Raw genomic sequence first — 17014 nt, 5'->3', positions numbered from 1 at the left:
TGCGTACCGGCCCCGCGACGTCGCCGGTGCTCAGCCCCCTGCCAGGGGCCGGGCCGGGGTGGTGCCGCGCGAGACCCGGTCCGAGTGCGGCGGGCGGCGGTTGCCCACCGGGGTGACCGGAGTGCGCTCCGTGCGGCTCGTGTGCGGACCGGGAGCCAGATAGACGGGCGCCCTGGTCGACCGGGTGGCGCCCACCGGCTCGCGGACCTGGGCCTCCGCGTCCGTGGAGGTGCGTGGGGTGACGACGAGACGGCCCGCACCCACCGGGGCCGGAGTGGGTACCGGGGCGACACGGCGGCTGCGCCGGCGGTCCCGCAGGTCGAGGATGGCGATCTCGGCGCGGGCGATCAGCGGCTCGAACCAGGGCAGTGCCAGCAGGATCAGCAGGCCGGCGGCCCAGCCGAGGAGCACATCGCTGAGCCAGTGCGTACCGAGGTAGACCGTGGTCAGGCCCACGCCGAGGGAGGTCACCGCAGAGAGCGCGGACAGCCAGCGTCTGGCGCGCGGCGTCGAGGCCAGATAGGCCAGGATTCCCCAGGTCACCACGGCGTTCGCGGTGTGGCCCGAAGGAAATATATCGCCGCCGCGCCACATCTCGTTCGATCCGATGACGGTCGCGTAGTGCGGTCCGAGGCGGCCCATCCCGTACTTGGCGGCGCCGACCGTGATGTTGAGCAGGAGCAGCGAGGCGCCCAGCGTGAGCAGCGGGCGCAGGGTGTGCTGGCGCCAGGAGCGCCACCCCAGCCAGGCCGCGACCATCACCGCGGTGGGGCCACGCTGACCCAGCACCACGTAGTAGTCGAGGAAGGCGTGGATCTGCGGCCACTGCTGGTACGGCCGGAAGAACATGACCTGCCAGTCGAGGCGGATCAGCCACGAGGAAACGACCACTGCCCACACGATCGCCGTGTAGAAGGCCAGAGTTGCCGAGAAGAGAACCACTCGGTGCCGACTCATCCTGGGCACGTCAATGTGGGCCGGCCGTTCCGGCTCACGGTCCAACCGGGCGAAGACCCGGTCCGGACGGCTCAGCTTTCGTTGGGTACGCACTCAATCGACGTTACAGCGAGTGAGCTGCGCACCCGCGCGAATCACCGAGGTTGTGATGACGATGTAATGTGGGATTCCTCTCAACAGCAGGTTTATTTCTGTGGATTCCGTAATCGCGGTCGTGTTCGGCCTTCAATTCCTTTGATCGACAAGGGTCTCCGTTTTATGGCCCTTATCTATTCGTTCACCGAATGCTGGGGTGGACTTGGTCGGACGCTCACCGCCTGTCGTCACGTGATCATGGTGGTCCGGAGCCGTTCAGCCAGAACGCTCCGTAGACGGCCGACACCACTGCGACACCGCCGAGGACCGCTGCCGACCTGGATGGACGCACTCGGGCGAGGGCCCGGGCCAGCGGCAGCAACAGGGGGAAGGCGGGCAGCAGGAGGCGCGGTTTGGAGCCGAAGTAACTCGACGCGCACAGGGCGAGCGCGGTGACGACCCCGGTGTACACGAGCAACGGCAGCGGCTGACGCTGGCGTACACACACCACGAAGAGCCAGACGATCAGTGCGACCCCGATGATCAACCCGACTCCCACCAGGGCCGAGGGCAAGGCGGTGAACTTGCCCGCGATGAAACGGGCGAAGGCATAGCCGCCGTCGAAGCCGTTGCGCCAGCCCGCTTGTACGTCGAGATAGCCGAGGGGGCCCTGGCCGGTGCGCCGACCGACCCACAGGACGTAGCTGGCGGCGCCGAGGGGCGCGAGGAGTACGCCCAGCACCCGGCCCAGGGCCGGTACTTCGCCGGCCGGCAGCGCACGCCGGTCCCGCACGTACGAGGTGATCGCCGCCGCCCAGACGGCCGCGACCACGGCCGCCCCCACCGGACGGGTCAGCCCCGCCAGCGAGGCGAGCCCGCCCGCCGTCAGCCAGCGGTCGGTCAGGACCGCGTACAGCGACCAGGCGGCGAGCGCCGTGAAGAGGGACTCGCTGTAGGCCATCGACTGCACGATCCCGACCGGCAGCACCGCCCACAACAGGACCGCGCAGACACCGGCCCGGCTTCCGTACACCTGGTCGGCGACGGCGAAGATCCCCCAGGCCGCGGCGAGCGAGGCGAGTGTCGTAACGAGCAGACCTGCGTCGGCGAACGACAGAGGGGTCAGCGCCTCGCCGAGCCGCTCCAGCCAGGGCAGCAGCGGGAAGAACGCGAGATCGGAGTGCACGTCGCCATTGGGCAGGCGGACTTCGTAGCCGTAGCCCAGGGCCGCGACCCGGGTGTACCAGAGCGAGTCCCAGCGGGCGGTCAGCAAGGTGTGCGGGCTCGTGCCGCGTGCCGCGCTCCACAGCGCGAGCGCGACGAGGCCCAGGGCACGGACGGCCACGTATCCCGCCAGGGCGGGGGCGGCCCGGCGCACGGCGCGGGTGGGGGCCGGCGCCGGGCGCGTTCCAAGATCGGTCACGCGCTCGATTATCGACGTCGTACGGAACCGAAGGCCCTCATGACATCGCGAGGGACCGGGGAGAGGTGGCGTACGCCACACCGTCTCGCCGCGAACGTGAGAGGTCCGCCACGCGACGGCCGCGGGGACTCGCGTACTCTGACGACTCACTCGCTTCGTTGCATGGGCCCGGGAGTACCGCGCCTCCCGGTCGCTGCCGCGGGGATGTCCCCACCCCGTGGATACGCCGATGCGAGGGACCAGCTGGGAGGTACGTACATGTCCGGGACGACCACGGCCGCCGCTGGGCTGCGCCGTCGGACGGCCGGGGCCGGTGCGAGCCGCTGGGTCGTCCTTGTCGTTCTCTGTGTGAGCCTGCTCCTTGTCGCCGTCGACGCCACCGTGCTGCACGTCGCGATGCCGGCCGTCACCGAGGACCTCAAGCCCGGCGCCGTGGAACTCCTCTGGATCGTCGACACCTATCCACTGGTCTGCGCCTCGCTGCTGATCCTCTTCGGCACGCTGGGCGACCGGATCGGCCGCAGACGGGTGCTGCTGCTCGGATACGGCCTCTTCGGCATCGCCTCAGGTGCCGCGGCCCTCGCCCAGGACGCACAGGTACTGATCGGCGCGCGGGCCCTGCTCGGCGTCGGCGGCGCAATGATCATGCCCGCGACGCTGTCCATCCTGCGCCACGTCTTCCCCGACCGGCGCGAGCGCGCGCTGGCCATCGGCATCTGGAGCGCGGTGGCCGCGGTGGGCGCCGCGGTCGGGCCGCTGCTCGGCGGCTTCCTGCTGGAGCACTTCTGGTGGGGCTCGGTCTTTCTCATCAACATCCCGCTGATGCTCGTCAGTCTGCCGGTCGGGCGGCTGCTGCTGCCGGAGTCGACGGGCGACCCCGACGGGCCCTGGGACGTCGTCGGCGCGCTCATGGCGGCGGCCGGCCTCTTCGGACTGGTCCTGGGCGTCAAGCGGCTGGGCGGTGGGGAGCCACCGCTGGACCCCTTCACGCTGCTGCCGCTCCTGGTGGGCGCCGCCCTGCTGGTGGCCTTCGTACGGCGTCAGCGGGGCCGTACCCATCCGCTGGTGGACCTGCGGATGTTCGCGCGTCCGGCGTTCAGCACGTCGGTCGGTTGCATCGTGCTGGCGATGCTGGCGCTGGTGGGCCTCGAGCTGATCGCGGCCCAGTATCTGCAACTGGTGCTGCACCTCTCGCCGCTGCAGACCGGACTGCGGCTGCTGCCGCTCACGTTCGCCGCGATGGCGGCGGGTCTGTTCGGCTCGAAGATGCTGCACCGCTTCGGCCCGCGGCGCATGGTCGCCTTCGGTTTCTGCCTCACGGCGGGGTCGGTGATCATGCTGACGGCCATGGGGGGGCAGGACAACGCGGCGCTGCTGCTGTCCGGTTTCGTCCTGCTGGGCTTCGGTATCGAGACGACGCTCTTCGGGGCCTACGAGTCGATGCTGAGCGAGGCGCCGCATGCGCAGGCCGGCGGTGCCGCGGCGATCGGCGAGACGTCGTACCAACTGGGTGCGGGCATCGGGATCGCGCTGCTGGGCAGCGTGATGAACGCCGCGTACGCGCCGGGTCCGTCGTCGGTGCCCGGGGTACCCGCCGCGGCCTCCACGGCCGCCGGTCATTCGCTGGGGGAGGCCTACGAGGTCGCCGACCGGCTGGGCGGCGCGCGGGGCGCGGCCCTGCGCCACGCGGCGCGCGACTCCTTCGTGCACGGTCTGCATGTGACGCTGCTGGTCAGTGCGGGGCTGTTGCTGCTGGGAGCGGTGATGGCACTGAGGCTGCCGCGGATCATGAACTGCGAGCCGCCGCCCCCGGCCGGCGCGGCCACGGTTCCCGCACAGCGGGAGGCCGCGGACTCCCGCGTCTCGGCGTGACGGGGCCGGTCGACCGGGTGGCGACCCGCGTCAGCCGACGCCCGGTACTGGACGTGCGGCGCGGGGCGTCGTACCGTCGGGCCGTCCGGTTCGGCTAGCGCTGCTAGTTTTCAGTGTCACGGAGGCTGCCCCCATGTCCGCGTCCTCGACGTTGCCGCCTTTCGAACCCGCCGATCCGCTCGGGATCGACGACCTGCTGGACGACGAGGACCTCGCCATCCGGAACACCGTGCGGACCTGGGCGGCCGAACGCGTGCTGCCGCACGTCGCCGACTGGTACGAGAAGGGGGAGCTGCCGCAGATCAGGGAGCTCGCCAGGGAGCTGGGCTCCCTCGGTGCCCTCGGCATGTCGCTCGTCGGATACGGGTGTGCCGGGGCCAGCGCCGTGCAGTACGGGCTGGCCTGTCTGGAACTGGAGGCCGCCGACTCCGGCATCCGGTCCCTGGTCTCCGTCCAGGGATCCCTCGCGATGTACGCCCTTCACCGGTTCGGGAGCGAGGGGCAGAAGCAGCAGTGGCTGCCCCGTATGGCCGCCGGCGAGGTCATCGGGTGCTTCGGGCTCACCGAACCCGACCATGGCTCCGACCCCGCCTCGATGCGCACCCATGCCAAGCGCGACGGCGGGGACTGGGTCCTCAACGGCCGCAAGATGTGGATCACCAATGGGTCCGTCGCCGGGGTCGCCGTCGTCTGGGCCCAGACCGACGAGGGGATCCGCGGTTTCGTCGTCCCGGCCGACAGCCCCGGCTTCTCCGCCCCCGAGATCCGGCACAAGTGGTCCCTGCGGGCCTCCGTCACCAGCGAACTCGTCCTCGACGACGTGCGGCTGCCCTCCGACGCCGTACTGCCGGCAGTGGTCGGGCTCAAGGGACCGCTCAGCTGCCTCTCCCACGCCCGGTACGGGATCGTGTGGGGTGCCATGGGGGCGGCCCGATCGTGCTTCGAGACCGCCGTCGAGTACGCGAAGAGCAGGGAACAGTTCGGCAGGCCCATCGGAGGGTTCCAGCTCACCCAGGCCAAACTCGCCGACATGGCGGTCGAACTGCACAAGGGGATTCTGCTCGCCCACCATCTGGGGCGGCGCATGGACGCCGGACGGCTCCGTCCCGAGCAGATCAGCTTCGGCAAGCTCAACAATGTGCGTGAGGCCATCGAGATCTGCCGTACCGCGCGCACGATCCTCGGCGCCAACGGGATCTCCCTGGAGTACCCCGTGATGCGGCACGCCACCAACCTGGAGTCCGTGCTCACCTACGAGGGCACGGTCGAGATGCATCAGCTCGTGCTGGGCAAGGCGCTCACCGGGCTCGACGCCTTTCGGTGACCCGGGCCCGAAGCGGGCAGGGCCGGTGAGCGGCCCTGCCTCAGCTCTGGTTGAAGAAGCCGCCGGCCCGCCGGCTCGCGGCGTCGCCGCTGACGATCTCCGTGTTCGCAGGGGTCAGCAGGAAGACGCGGTTGGAGACGCGGTCGATCGAGCCACGCAGGCCGAAGATCAGGCCGGCCGCGAAGTCCACCACGCGCTTGGCGTCGGCGGCCTCCATGTTCGTGAGGTTCATGATGACCAGGACGCCGTCCCGGAAGAGTTCGCCGATGACGCGGGCGTCCCGGAAGCTGTCCGGGGTGACCGTGCCGATCCGGCGGCCCTTCTCCTCCGCCGCGTCGGAGGCGACTCTCACGCGCGGGTCGGTCACCCAGGCGTCGCCGTGCTCCTGGCTCTCGGCGTAGTCGTCGTCGTAGTAACGCTCGTCATCGTTGTCGTCGACGAGGCCGAGCCAGGCACTCGCCTTGCGTACAGATCCCATGGACGCCTCCTCTCACAGCGGTCTTTCTAGCTTTCCGCAACCCCATGGTCGTCCATGATGCGGATGTAGCGCCAAGTGGATAGACGCCGCGCGGGGGTTTCGTGACGGTACTGGTGCACACCCAATACGTCGAGAGCCCGTAGACCCCAAGGGCTGTGACACATATGGCTGCTGACAGAGAGTGAAATAATATCGTCGTCGGCGTTCGGGTGGCGGGCGGTGCGTACGGGTGAACGAAGTGGCAGATAGGCTGCCGCAGCTCAACGTCGGACGAGCCTCGGGGGAGTGTCGTGTTCGGAATGGTCCGGCCTTGCCGTCATCGATTGAGTGAAGGCCTGAGAACGCAGTGGATGGCACATCTGTGCGGGCTGTGCCTCGCGCTGCGCGCAGACCACGGGCAGTTGGCGCGGGTCGTCACCAACTACGACGGGCTGCTCGTATCGGTCCTGACGGAGGCTCAGGCGGAGCGGACCACGGGATGGCGGCGCACCGCCGGGCCCTGCCCGCTGCGGGGCATGCGCACCGCCTCCGTGGCGCGGGGTGAAGGGGCGCGGCTCGCGGCCGCCGTCTCGCTGGTGCTCGCCTCCGCCAAGGTGCGCGACCACATGGCCGACGGGGACGGTCTGTTGGCACGCGGACCGGTGGCGTTCGCCGCGCGCCGGGTCGCCGTGAGATGGGACAGGGCCGGTGCCCGCACCGGCTCCGACGTCGGGTTCGACACCGCCGTGCTCGTGGACGCGGTGGACCGGCAAGTCGGGATCGAGGCGCTCGCCGGGCCCGGTACGCCGATCCTGACCGTCACCGAGCCGACCGAGACGGCCACCGCTGCCGCCTTCGCGCACACGGCGATCCTGGCCGGGCGGCCCGGCAACGCGGAGCCGCTGTCCGAGGCGGGCCGGCTGTTCGGGCGGCTCGCGCATCTGCTGGACGCCGTGGAGGACAGGGAGGCCGACGCCGCGTCGGGCGCCTGGAACCCGCTGACGGTCACCGGGACGTCCCTGGCGGAGGCCCGCCGCCTGGCCGACGACGCGCTGCACGGCATACGGCTCGCACTGCGCGAAGTGGCCTTCACCGACGGCCGGCTCGCGCATGTCCTGCTCGCGCACGAACTGCGGAACTCCGTCGACCGGGCCTTCGGCACGACCGCCTGCTCGCACGCGCCCGAACTGTACGGACCGCCGACCGCCGGGCCGTATGCGCCCGGTGGTCCGGGAGGCCCGGCCGGAGCGCCGCCCCCGGAGCCGCCCCGCCGTGACCGGCGAGGGCTGATCGCGGGCTGCGCCGTGTGGCTCGGGCTCGCCTGCACCTGCCAACTCTGCTGCGGAACCTACGAGGATCCCTGGACCCGGGAGCGCAAGGACGCGGCCTGCCAGGACTGTGGGGACTGCTGCGAATGCTGCGGCAATTGCTGCAGTGGGTGTGATGGTTGCGATTGCTGCGACGGCTGCGACTGCGGCTGCGACTGCTGACACCCGGGCGACGTCCACCGCATGCCTGGACCTGAGGTGATGGGGTCCGTCCGGCGAGGAGGGGGTGACCGTCCGACGGACCGTCATCCGGGCCACCACCGGCCGTCCTTCGTCGGCACCTCCGAGGCCCGCCGCGCCACCGGGCCGACGAGTTCGTCCGGACGGACGCGGCCGATGGGTTCATCCTCGGGCGCCGTTTCACCCCGGGAATGCGCGATGAGTTCGCGGGCCGGGTCGTGCCGTTGATCCCGGAGCGCGGTGCGTTCCGCGCGGAATACAGGGGCACCACGCTGGGCTCGCACCCCCGGCCTGCGGATTCCGTATGGAAGGGTTGATCACATGACGACGGACGTATCCGACGAGTGGAAGCAGTGGCACGAGCACCGTACCGCGCAGGTGTCGAAGCCCTACGGACCGCTCGCGCTGACCGGCACCTACTGGCTGGAGGACCATCCGGAGGGGCGGATCCCGGGCGTCCCCGGGCGGTGGACGGACGACGGTGACGCGGTGGTGCTGACGGCCACCGAGGAGGACGGACTGACTGTCGACGGGGAGCCGTTCACAGGCAAGGTCCGTCTCGAGGCCGACCCGGGACCCGTGTCCGCGGCCCGTGTCACGGCCGGCGAGCGCCGCCTGGTCGTCCTCGTCCGCGAGGGTGCGTGGGGTCTGCGCGACTACGACCCCGGCTCCCCGGCACGCCGGGCCTTCAAGGGGATCGACGCCACGCCGTACGATCCGCGCTGGTCGATCGAGGGCCACTTCACCCCGTACGGCGAGCACCGCACCGTACGGGTCGAGAACGCCGACGGACGGCACCGCGGGCTCGGCCTCGGTGGTGTGCTCGCCTTCACGCTCGACGGACAGGACCTCACCCTCCAGGTGTCGGTCGAGGACGACGGCTCGCTGTGGGCCGTCTTCGCCGACAACACCAGCGGGGACGGCAGTTACCGTTTCCGGTTCCTGCGGCCGTCGGCGCCCGGCGCCGAGGGGCGTACGACCGTCGACTTCAACCGGGCACTGCTCCCCCCGTGCGCGTTCGCCGACCACTTCGTCTGCCCCTTCCCGCCGCCGGGCAACACGCTGGCCGCCGCGATCGAGGCGGGGGAGCGGACTCTGCTGTAGAAGGTCCGTCAACCTGTCCGTCCGTCTGTAAGTTGAAGGCCGTACGGCCGAAAGGTGCCCTTGCGCCGGTCGGTCGTACGGCCGAATACTCCCCCACAGCGCTTGTCAGGGCCACGACTTGTCCGGAATCCGAGCAGGCCGTCCTTGGCTGCGCCTCACGGGCCCCAACCCCCACGTGGGCCCCCGACTTCCCTTGGAGGGAACGAAAAGTGAGGATCAAGCGCACCACCCCCACGAGCGGTTTCGCGAGACGGACCCGGCTGATCGCCGTGGCCACCGGATTCGTGGCCGCTGCCGCGATCGCGGTCCCCAACGCGAACGCGAGCGACGCCAAGACCTTCAGCGTCAACCAGCTCACCCAGGTGAGCGACTCGGTGCTCAAGTCCGATGTCGCGGGCACTGCCTGGGCCGTCGACCCCACGACGAACCGCGTGGTCGTCACCGTCGACAGCACGGTCTCCAAGGCGGAGATCGCGAAGATCAAGAAGGAGGCCGGAGGCAACTCCGGCGCCCTCACCATCAAGCACACCCCGGGCAAGTTCAACAAGCTGATCTCCGGTGGCGACGCGATCTATGCGAGTAGCTGGCGCTGTTCGCTCGGTTTCAACGTCCAGAGCGCCAGCGGCACCTACTACTTCCTCACCGCCGGTCACTGCACCGACGGCGCGGGCACCTGGTGGTCCAACTCGTCCCACACGACCACCCTCGGCACCACCGCCGGCTCCTCCTTCCCCGGCAACGACTACGGCATCGTGCGCTACACCAACAGCTCGGTGAGCAAGCCGGGCACCGTGGGCAGCCAGGACATCACCAGGGCGGCCACGCCCTCGGTCGGCACCACCGTCTACCGCCGCGGCTCCACGACCGGGACGCACAGCGGCCGGGTCACCGCGCTCAACGCGACGGTCAACTACGGTGGCGGCGACATCGTCTACGGCCTCATCCAGACCACGGTCTGCGCCGAGCCGGGTGACTCCGGCGGCCCGCTGTACGGCGGCTCCACCGCCTATGGCCTGACCTCCGGCGGCAGCGGCAACTGCACCTTCGGCGGTACGACCTTCTTCCAGCCGGTCACCGAGGCCCTCAGCGTCTACGGGGTCCACGTCTACTGACGCAACCCCGACCGGCGCACCCCCCACGCCCCGACCTGCAGCCGGCAGGAGGCGAGCCCTCGCACGCAACTCGGCGTGCGGGGGCTCCCCTTCGCCCGCTCGACGGAGTTACCGTCGAAGGACACACGGCACGTACGCGTGTACTCCCCTGAGCACGCCACTTCGGACCCTGGGGGCAGACATGGTCGAGGAGCTGGTGACGGCGGGCGTGGCTCTCGCGTCCGTCGGGGCCGTCTACGTGATGGCGGCGGCCCGGGTCGTCAAGCAGTACGAGCGGGGGGTGGTGTTCCGCCTCGGGCGGCTCAGGCCCGAGGTCCGGGGCCCCGGGCTCACGATGGTCGTCCCCTTCGTCGACCGGCTCAGCAAGGTCAACCTGCAGATCGTGACGATGCCGGTGCCCGCGCAGGAGGGCATCACCCGGGACAACGTCACGGTGCGCGTGGACGCCGTCGTCTACTTCAAGGTGACCTCGCCCGCCGAGGCGATCGTCCGGGTCGAGGACTACCGGTTCGCGGTGCTGCAGATGGCGCAGACCTCACTGAGGTCGATCATCGGCAAGAGCGAGCTGGACGATCTGCTCTCCAACCGCGAGAAGCTCAACCAGGGTCTGGAACTGATGATCGACAGCCCGGCTGTGGAGTGGGGCGTCACCATCGACCGCGTCGAGATCAAGGACGTGTCGCTGCCGGAGACGATGAAGCGGTCGATGGCCCGGCAGGCCGAGGCCGACCGGGAGCGGCGCGCTCGCGTCATCAACGCCGACGCGGAACTGCAGGCGTCCAGGAAACTGGCGGAGGCGGCACAGCAGATGGCCGACACGCCCGCCGCGCTGCAACTCCGGCTGCTGCAGACCGTGGTGGCGGTCGCCGCGGAGAAGAACTCCACGCTCGTCCTTCCCTTCCCGGTGGAACTGCTGCGGTTCCTGGAGCGGGCGCAGCAGCCGGTGGTGGTGACGCCCGAACAGCAGACCCCGGTGGCGCCGGCGTCGTCGCCCCGGACGGGTGAGCAATCGGTGCAGGAGCAACTCCCGCCCGCCGTACCCGATCTGGATCCGGAACCCGAGGGGCCGAAATCCGGACAGGACTAGACCTCGCCAGCGGCAGAGGGATAACCCTCGCGCGGCATTTGCAGCGGGAATCGAGCCGGGGAGAACAGGGATGGTCAAGCGATTGGGGGCGCACGCTCGTTGACCTGCGCGCGTCCTGAAGTCGGTCTTGTGTGCCCCCTGTGGGCCTCGGAATAGTGAGCGCCGCACGGTGGGTACGGACGTGGCTTCTGCGGTGTGCCGTCTCCGTGCCCCTACGCCTTCCGGCCGCGGCGGTCCCCACAGTCTCCGCAGCCGACCCCCCACAGGAGGACGTGAGTTGAAGCATCGACGCATATCCAGGCGGCGAGCCGCCATGGCCGGCGCGGCCGTCGCCGCACTGATCGCCGCGGGCGTCACCTTCCAGAATGCGAACGCGAGCGAGACCCCGAAGACCGGGGCGCCCCGCACCCTCTCGGTCGAAGCGGCCGGAAAGCTCGCCTCCGCGCTCGACAAGGACCTGGGTTCCGACGCGGCCGGAACGTATTACGACGCGAAGACGAAGCAGCTCGTCGTCAACGTGCTCGACGAGGCCGCCGCGCAGGCCGTCCAGGCGGGCGGCGCCAGGGCCAGAATCGTCCAGAACTCCCTGGCCGAACTGGCGGGCGCCCGCACCGCGCTCAAGAAGGACGCGACCATCCCGGGCACCTCCTGGGCGACCGACCCCAGGACCAACAAGATCGTCGTCACGGCCGACAGGACCGTCTCGAAGGCCGAGTGGGCCACGCTCACCAAGGTGGTCGACGGGCTCGGCGGGAAGGCCGAGATCAAGCGCTCGCGGGGTGAGTTCAAGCCCTTCATCGCGGGCGGCGACGCCATCACCGGCTCCGGCGGGCGCTGCTCGCTCGGCTTCAACGTGGTCAAGGACGGTCAGCCGTACTTCATCACCGCCGGACACTGCACCGAGGCCATCTCCAGCTGGTCGGACTCCAGCGGCAACGTGATCGGCCAGAACGAGCAGTCCAGCTTCCCGGGCAACGACTTCGGCCTGGTCAAATACACGGCGGACGTCGACCACCCGAGCGCGGTCGACCTCTACGACGGTTCCATGCAAGCGATCACCAAGGCGGGCGAGGCGACCGTCGGTGAGAGGGTGACCCGCAGCGGTTCGACCACCCAGGTGCACTCCGGCACGGTCACCGGTCTGGACGCCACCGTGAACTACGCGGAGGGCACGGTCAGCGGTCTCATCCAGACGGACGTCTGCGCCGAGCCCGGCGACAGCGGCGGTTCGCTCTTCGACGGTGACGCCGCGATCGGCCTCACCTCCGGCGGCAGCGGTGACTGCACCTCGGGCGGCGAGACCTTCTTCCAGCCGGTCACCGAGGCGCTTTCGGCCTTCGGCGCCCAGATCGGCTGATCTCCCGCAGCCCGACGGAGTCCCGCTCCCGGATCGTCTGGGAGCGGGACTTTTCCGTGTGCCGTGCGCCGGCGAGCCCCCGGCCGCTTCGCCCCTCGGGACCGATGGGGCCCACGGCCGGTCACCCCTCGGGGCCGGGGGGTCACTCGGTGTTCGCCCAGGTGGGGCGGGCTTGAACGGACGTCGCACGATAGTTCGAAAGGTGGTCTATGGTGGGAGCGGGGGATGGGAACGGATGTTCGAGAGCCGCATGCGGGGCTCACGGGTACGGGAGGTGCGTGTGCCGGGTTTCACGCATCTGCACACCGTCTCCGGGTTCTCCCTGCGATACGGCGCCTCGCACCCGGAACGGCTGGCCGAGCGCGCCGGTGAGCTGGGCATGGACACCCTCGCGCTCACCGACCGGGACACCGTCGCGGGCACGGTCCGGTTCGCCAAGGCCTGCGCGGCGGCGGGCGTCCGGCCACTGTTCGGGGCGGAACTCGCGGTGACGGAGCCCGAGCCCGTACGGCGGGTGGCGGTCCTCGCTCATGGGGATCCCGCCGATCGAGCGGGGGAGGAGCCGAGAGCTCGGGGGAGGCGCCGTGCCCCCGTGCGCGGGGGTGCCTTCATCGACGAGTCGACACCACGTGTGACCTTCCTCGCCCGGGACGGCGCCCGCGGCTGGGCCGACCTGTGCCGGCTCGTCACCGCCGCCCATACCGTCGAGGGCATCCCCCTGCTGCCCTGGGCCGACAACCATGCCGACGGTCTGACCGTCCTGCTCGGCCCCGCATCCGACGTGGGCCGCGCCCTCGCCGCGGGGCGGCCGGACCGCGCGGCGAGGCTCCTCGCACCCTGGCGCGAGGTCTACGGCGACGCCCTGCGTCTGGAGGCCGTCTGGCACGGCCGCACGGGTACCGGACCGGGCTCGTTGCGCCTGGCCGCCCGCACCCTGGGATTCGCCGCCGAGCAGGGTGTCCGTCCCGTGCTCAGCAACGCCGTACGGTACGCGGACCCCGGCCTGGGCCCGGTCGCCGATGTCCTGGACGCCGCCCGCCGCCTCGTCCCCGTCGACCCCACCAAGGAACTGGACTCAGGAGAGGCCTGGCTCAAGGACGCACCGGCCATGCTCAAGGTCGCCGAACGCATCGTCGAGGCCGCGGGCTACCGGCGCGACGCCGCGTACCGTCTGCTGGAGCAGACCCGGGACACCGCCGCCGAGTGCCTGGTCGACCCCGAGGACGACCTCGGTATCGGCACCGTCCACTTCCCCGAGCCCCACCTCGTGGGCGCCGGGCGCCGCACCGCCCAGCGCGTGCTCGCCTCCCGGGCTGCGGCGGGCATGGTGCTGCGCGGCTACGGCACCCGGCGCGCCTACTGGGAGCGTATGCACGAGGAGCTGGACATCATCGCCCACCACGGCTTCGCCTCCTACTTCCTCACGGTCGCCCAGGTGGTCGACGACGCACGGAGCATGGGCATCCGGGTCGCCGCGCGGGGCTCCGGCGCGGGCTCCCTCGTCAACCACCTCCTCGGCATCGCGCACGCCGACCCGGTCGAGCACGGGCTGCTGATGGAGCGCTTCCTGTCCAAGCGCCGCCTGGCCCTGCCCGACATCGACATCGACGTGGAGTCCGCACGTCGCCTCGAGGTCTACCGCGCGATCATCGACCGCTTCGGAACCGAGCGGGTCGCGACGGTCGCGATGCCGGAGACCTACCGTGTCCGCCACGCGATCCGCGACGTGGGCGCGGCCCTGTCCATGGACCCGGCCGACATCGACCGCATCGCCAAGTCCTTCCCGCACATCCGCGCCCGCGACGCCCGCGCGGCCCTCGACGAACTGCCCGAACTCAAGTCCCTGGCCGCGGAGCGGGAGAGGTACGGAAACTTCTGGGAACTGGTCGAGGCCCTCGACGCCCTTCCGCGCGGAGTCGCCATGCACCCGTGCGGGGTACTGCTCTCCGACGCCTCTCTCCTCGCCCGTACGCCGGTCATGCCGACCAGCGGCGAGGGCTTCCCGATGTCGCAGTTCGACAAGGACGACGTCGAGGAACTCGGGCTGCTCAAACTCGACGTGCTCGGGGTGCGGATGCAGTCCGCGATGGCGCACGCGGTCGGGGAGGTGCAACGGACGACGGGGGAGCGGCTCGACCTGGACTCCGTGGAGCCGGGCGACCCGGCGACGTACCGCCTCATCCGCTCCGCCGAGACGCTGGGCTGCTTCCAGATCGAGTCGCCGGGCCAGCGGGACCTGGTCGGGCGGCTCCAGCCGGCCGACTTCCACGACCTCGTCGTCGACATCTCGCTGTTCCGGCCCGGTCCGGTCGCGGCCGACATGGTGCGGCCGTTCATCGAGGCGCGGCACGGGCGGGCGCCCGCCCGCTATCCGCACCCCGACCTGGAGGAGCCACTGAAGGAGACGTACGGCGTCGTCGTCTTCCACGAGCAGATCATCCACATCCTGGACATCATGACCGGCTGCGGACGCGACGAGGCGGACCGGGTGCGGCGCGGGTTGTCCGACATGGAGTCGCAGGGGCGGATCCAGGTCTGGTTCGCCCAGCAGGCGGCGGCGAACGGATACACCGCGGAAACGATTCAGCGCACCTGGGAGATCATCGAGGCATTCGGCTCCTACGGCTTCTGCAAGGCGCACGCGGTCGCCTTCGCCGTGCCGACGTACCAGTCGGCGTGGCTGAAGGCCCATCACCCGGCCGCCTTCTACGCGGGACTGCTCACACACGACCCCGGGATGTACCCGAAGCGGCTGCTGCTGGCGGATGCGCGGCGCCGGGGGGTGCCGATCCTGTCGTTGGACGTGAACAGGTCGGGGGTCGCACATCGCATCGAACTGGTGTCTGAATCAATGGGCTCCACCGGTCGCTGGGGACTCCGGCTCGCCCTCTGTGACGTCCACGGCATCAGCGAGGCCGAGGCGCAACGGATCGAGGCCGGACAGCCGTACGCCTCCCTGCTCGACTTCTGGGAACGGGCCCGGCCGAGCCGTCCCGTTGCCCAGCGGCTCGCGCAGGTAGGCGCACTGGACGCGTTCGGTGCCAACCGCCGCGATCTGCAACTGCACCTGACCGAACTCCACCGGGGCGCCCGAGGCGCGGGCGGGGGCCAGCTCCCCCTGGCCGGCGGGCGGAGAACGGCCTCGGCGGGGCTGCCCGACCTCTCCGCGGCGGAGCGGCTCAGCGCCGAACTGGGCGTGCTCTCCATGGACGCCTCGCGCAATCTGATGGACGACCACCGCGCGTTCCTCGACGAGCTGGGCGTGGTGTCGGCGCACCGGCTGCGCTCGGCGCGGCACGGGGAGACGGTGCTGGTCGCGGGTGCCAAGGCGGCCACCCAGACCCCGCCCATCCGCTCCGGCAAGCGGGTCGTCTTCACCACCCTTGACGACGGCACGGGCCTGGTCGACCTCGCCTTCTTCGACGACTCCCACGACGCCTGCGCCCACACCGTCTTCCACTCCTGGCTGCTGCTGGTGCGCGGGGTGGTGCAGCGAAGGGGGCCGCGCAGTGTCAGCGTGGTGGGCACCGCCGCCTGGAACCTCGCCGAACTCGTCGAACTGCGTGCCGAGGGCGGCCTCGACACGGTGGCGGAGCGGCTGGCGGAACCCGCGCCGCGGCAGCCGGACGGCGACGCGGCGAAGGGCCGCCGTATCCGCATGGCCACGGGGTACGAGATGAACCCCTGGTCCGATCTGCGTCCCGCGGGCGAAGGCCCGGCGGGTGGAAAGAAGTTGTGGCACCAGAGTCCGGGGAGTGCGGGATGACCATCCTCTGCGTACGTTTCCAGCTGGCTCCGATGTACGAGGCGGCCCTGCCGGGGCTGCTCGGACTCCTCGAGGAGTTCACGCCCGTCGTCGAGGCGCTCCCGCCGGACGGGGCACTGGTCGATCTGCGGGGCGCCGAGCGGTACTTCGGGCGGGACGCCGCCGAACTGGCCACGGTGATCCGCGTGCGGGCCCTCGCGCACCACGGGGTCGACTGCGCGATCGGGGCCGGCCCCGGGCCGATGCTGGCCCGTATGGCGCTGCGGGAGGCGGCGCCCGGGGTGATCCGCCTGGTGCCCGAAGGGCGTCGGGCGGCCACGGAGTTCCTGGCCGGCCTGCCCGTCAGGGCGCTGCCCGGGGTCGGCGCCGTCACCGCCCGCACCCTGTGCGAGTACGGGCTCGACACCGTCGGCAAGGTCGCCGCCGCGCCCCTGTCCACGGTGCAGCGGCTCATCGGCGCCCGGGCCGGGCGCGAACTGCACGAGAAGGCGAACGGCGTCGACCGGGGCCGGGTCGTGCCGAACGGCGTGTCGCGCTCTTTCGTCGCCGAACGCCCCTTCACCCGCGACGAGCTGGACCCCGACCGGCACCGGCGCGCACTGCTGTCGGCCGCCGAGGAGCTGGGCTCCCGGCTGCGCAATGTGGACCGGGTGTGCGGCGTGCTCACCCTCACCGTGCGCTACGCCGACCGGTCCTCGACGACCCGCAGCCGCACCCTTCCCGAGCCGACCGCGCACTCGGCGGCGCTCACCGCCGAGGCGTACCGCATGTACGAGGCGCTCGGTCTGCAGCGCGCCCGGGTGCGCGCGCTCGCCCTGCGCGCCGAGGGGTTGACCCCCGCCGAGCAGGCGGCCCATCAGCTCACCTTCGACCCCGTGGACGACAAGGTCCGCCGGATCGAGGAGGTCGCGGACCGCGCGCGAGCGAGGTTCGGGCCGCGCGCGGTGATGCCGGGGACGCTGGCCGCGTAGG

General features: G+C 71.1%; 12 protein-coding genes. 9 read left to right on the top strand and 3 right to left on the bottom strand.

Annotation, left to right across the window (positions count from 1 at the left end; translation table 11 throughout):
• Positions 1 to 30: 30 nt before the first annotated feature.
• Together VXC91_RS05345 and VXC91_RS05340 are read right to left on the bottom strand one after the other, a co-directional pair.
• Positions 31 to 1050 carry a phosphatase PAP2 family protein gene (locus VXC91_RS05345; RefSeq protein WP_329505472.1) on the bottom strand — a complete coding sequence of 340 codons (1020 nt, stop codon included), beginning with the start codon at positions 1048 to 1050 and terminating at the stop codon, positions 31 to 33.
• 238 nt (positions 1051 to 1288) lie between these two features.
• On the bottom strand, positions 1289 to 2455 hold the full coding sequence (locus VXC91_RS05340) for a glycosyltransferase family 39 protein (RefSeq protein ID WP_329505470.1): 1167 nt from the start codon (positions 2453 to 2455) through the stop codon (positions 1289 to 1291).
• Positions 2456 to 2713: 258 nt separating this feature from the next.
• On the opposite strand from VXC91_RS05340, the gene VXC91_RS05335 reads away from it, so the two are divergent.
• Together VXC91_RS05335 and VXC91_RS05330 are read left to right on the top strand one after the other, a co-directional pair.
• Positions 2714 to 4327 (top strand): MFS transporter, encoded by a 1614-nt coding sequence (locus VXC91_RS05335; protein ID WP_329505468.1) that lies wholly within the window; start codon positions 2714 to 2716, stop codon positions 4325 to 4327.
• Between the two features lie 133 nt (positions 4328 to 4460).
• Complete coding sequence (locus VXC91_RS05330) at positions 4461 to 5651, top strand: acyl-CoA dehydrogenase family protein (protein ID WP_329505466.1); 1191 nt, start codon at positions 4461 to 4463, stop codon at positions 5649 to 5651.
• A 40-nt stretch (positions 5652 to 5691) separates the two neighbouring features.
• Here the strand turns inward: VXC91_RS05330 and VXC91_RS05325 are convergent, their stop codons facing one another.
• Positions 5692 to 6129, bottom strand: a complete 438-nt coding sequence (locus tag VXC91_RS05325; RefSeq protein ID WP_329505464.1) for a cell division protein SepF — start codon at positions 6127 to 6129, stop codon at positions 5692 to 5694.
• A 290-nt stretch (positions 6130 to 6419) separates the two neighbouring features.
• On the opposite strand from VXC91_RS05325, the gene VXC91_RS05320 reads away from it, so the two are divergent.
• The 7 genes from VXC91_RS05320 (at position 6420) to VXC91_RS05290 (ending at position 17013) form a co-directional block, all read left to right on the top strand.
• Complete coding sequence (locus VXC91_RS05320; protein WP_329505462.1) at positions 6420 to 7598, top strand: DUF5685 family protein; 1179 nt, start codon at positions 6420 to 6422, stop codon at positions 7596 to 7598.
• A 339-nt stretch (positions 7599 to 7937) separates the two neighbouring features.
• Positions 7938 to 8720: a DUF1684 domain-containing protein gene (locus tag VXC91_RS05315; protein WP_329505461.1), complete on the top strand. Its 783-nt coding sequence runs from the start codon at positions 7938 to 7940 to the stop codon at positions 8718 to 8720.
• A 209-nt stretch (positions 8721 to 8929) separates the two neighbouring features.
• Complete coding sequence (locus tag VXC91_RS05310; protein WP_329505460.1) at positions 8930 to 9832, top strand: S1 family peptidase; 903 nt, start codon at positions 8930 to 8932, stop codon at positions 9830 to 9832.
• 181 nt (positions 9833 to 10013) lie between these two features.
• Entirely contained in the window at positions 10014 to 10919 is a 906-nt protein-coding gene (locus VXC91_RS05305) for a slipin family protein (protein WP_329505458.1), read from the top strand.
• Positions 10920 to 11196: 277 nt separating this feature from the next.
• Positions 11197 to 12276: a S1 family peptidase gene (locus VXC91_RS05300; RefSeq protein ID WP_329505457.1), complete on the top strand. Its 1080-nt coding sequence runs from the start codon at positions 11197 to 11199 to the stop codon at positions 12274 to 12276.
• A 280-nt stretch (positions 12277 to 12556) separates the two neighbouring features.
• The gene (locus tag VXC91_RS05295) at positions 12557 to 16042 is read left to right on the top strand and encodes a DNA polymerase III subunit alpha (protein ID WP_329505477.1); all 3486 of its coding nucleotides are present in this window, start codon (positions 12557 to 12559) and stop codon (positions 16040 to 16042) included.
• Positions 16039 to 17013, top strand: a complete 975-nt coding sequence (locus tag VXC91_RS05290; protein WP_329505455.1) for a DNA polymerase Y family protein — start codon at positions 16039 to 16041, stop codon at positions 17011 to 17013. The genes VXC91_RS05295 and VXC91_RS05290 overlap by 4 nt, the downstream gene beginning before the upstream one ends.
• Position 17014: the final 1 nt, after the last annotated feature.

The organism is Streptomyces chiangmaiensis, assembly GCF_036281785.1.
Lineage (GTDB): Bacteria > Actinomycetota > Actinomycetes > Streptomycetales > Streptomycetaceae > Streptomyces > Streptomyces chiangmaiensis.
Note: the sequence above shows the minus strand (reverse complement) of the source record. Positions and strands in the feature narration are given on the sequence as shown.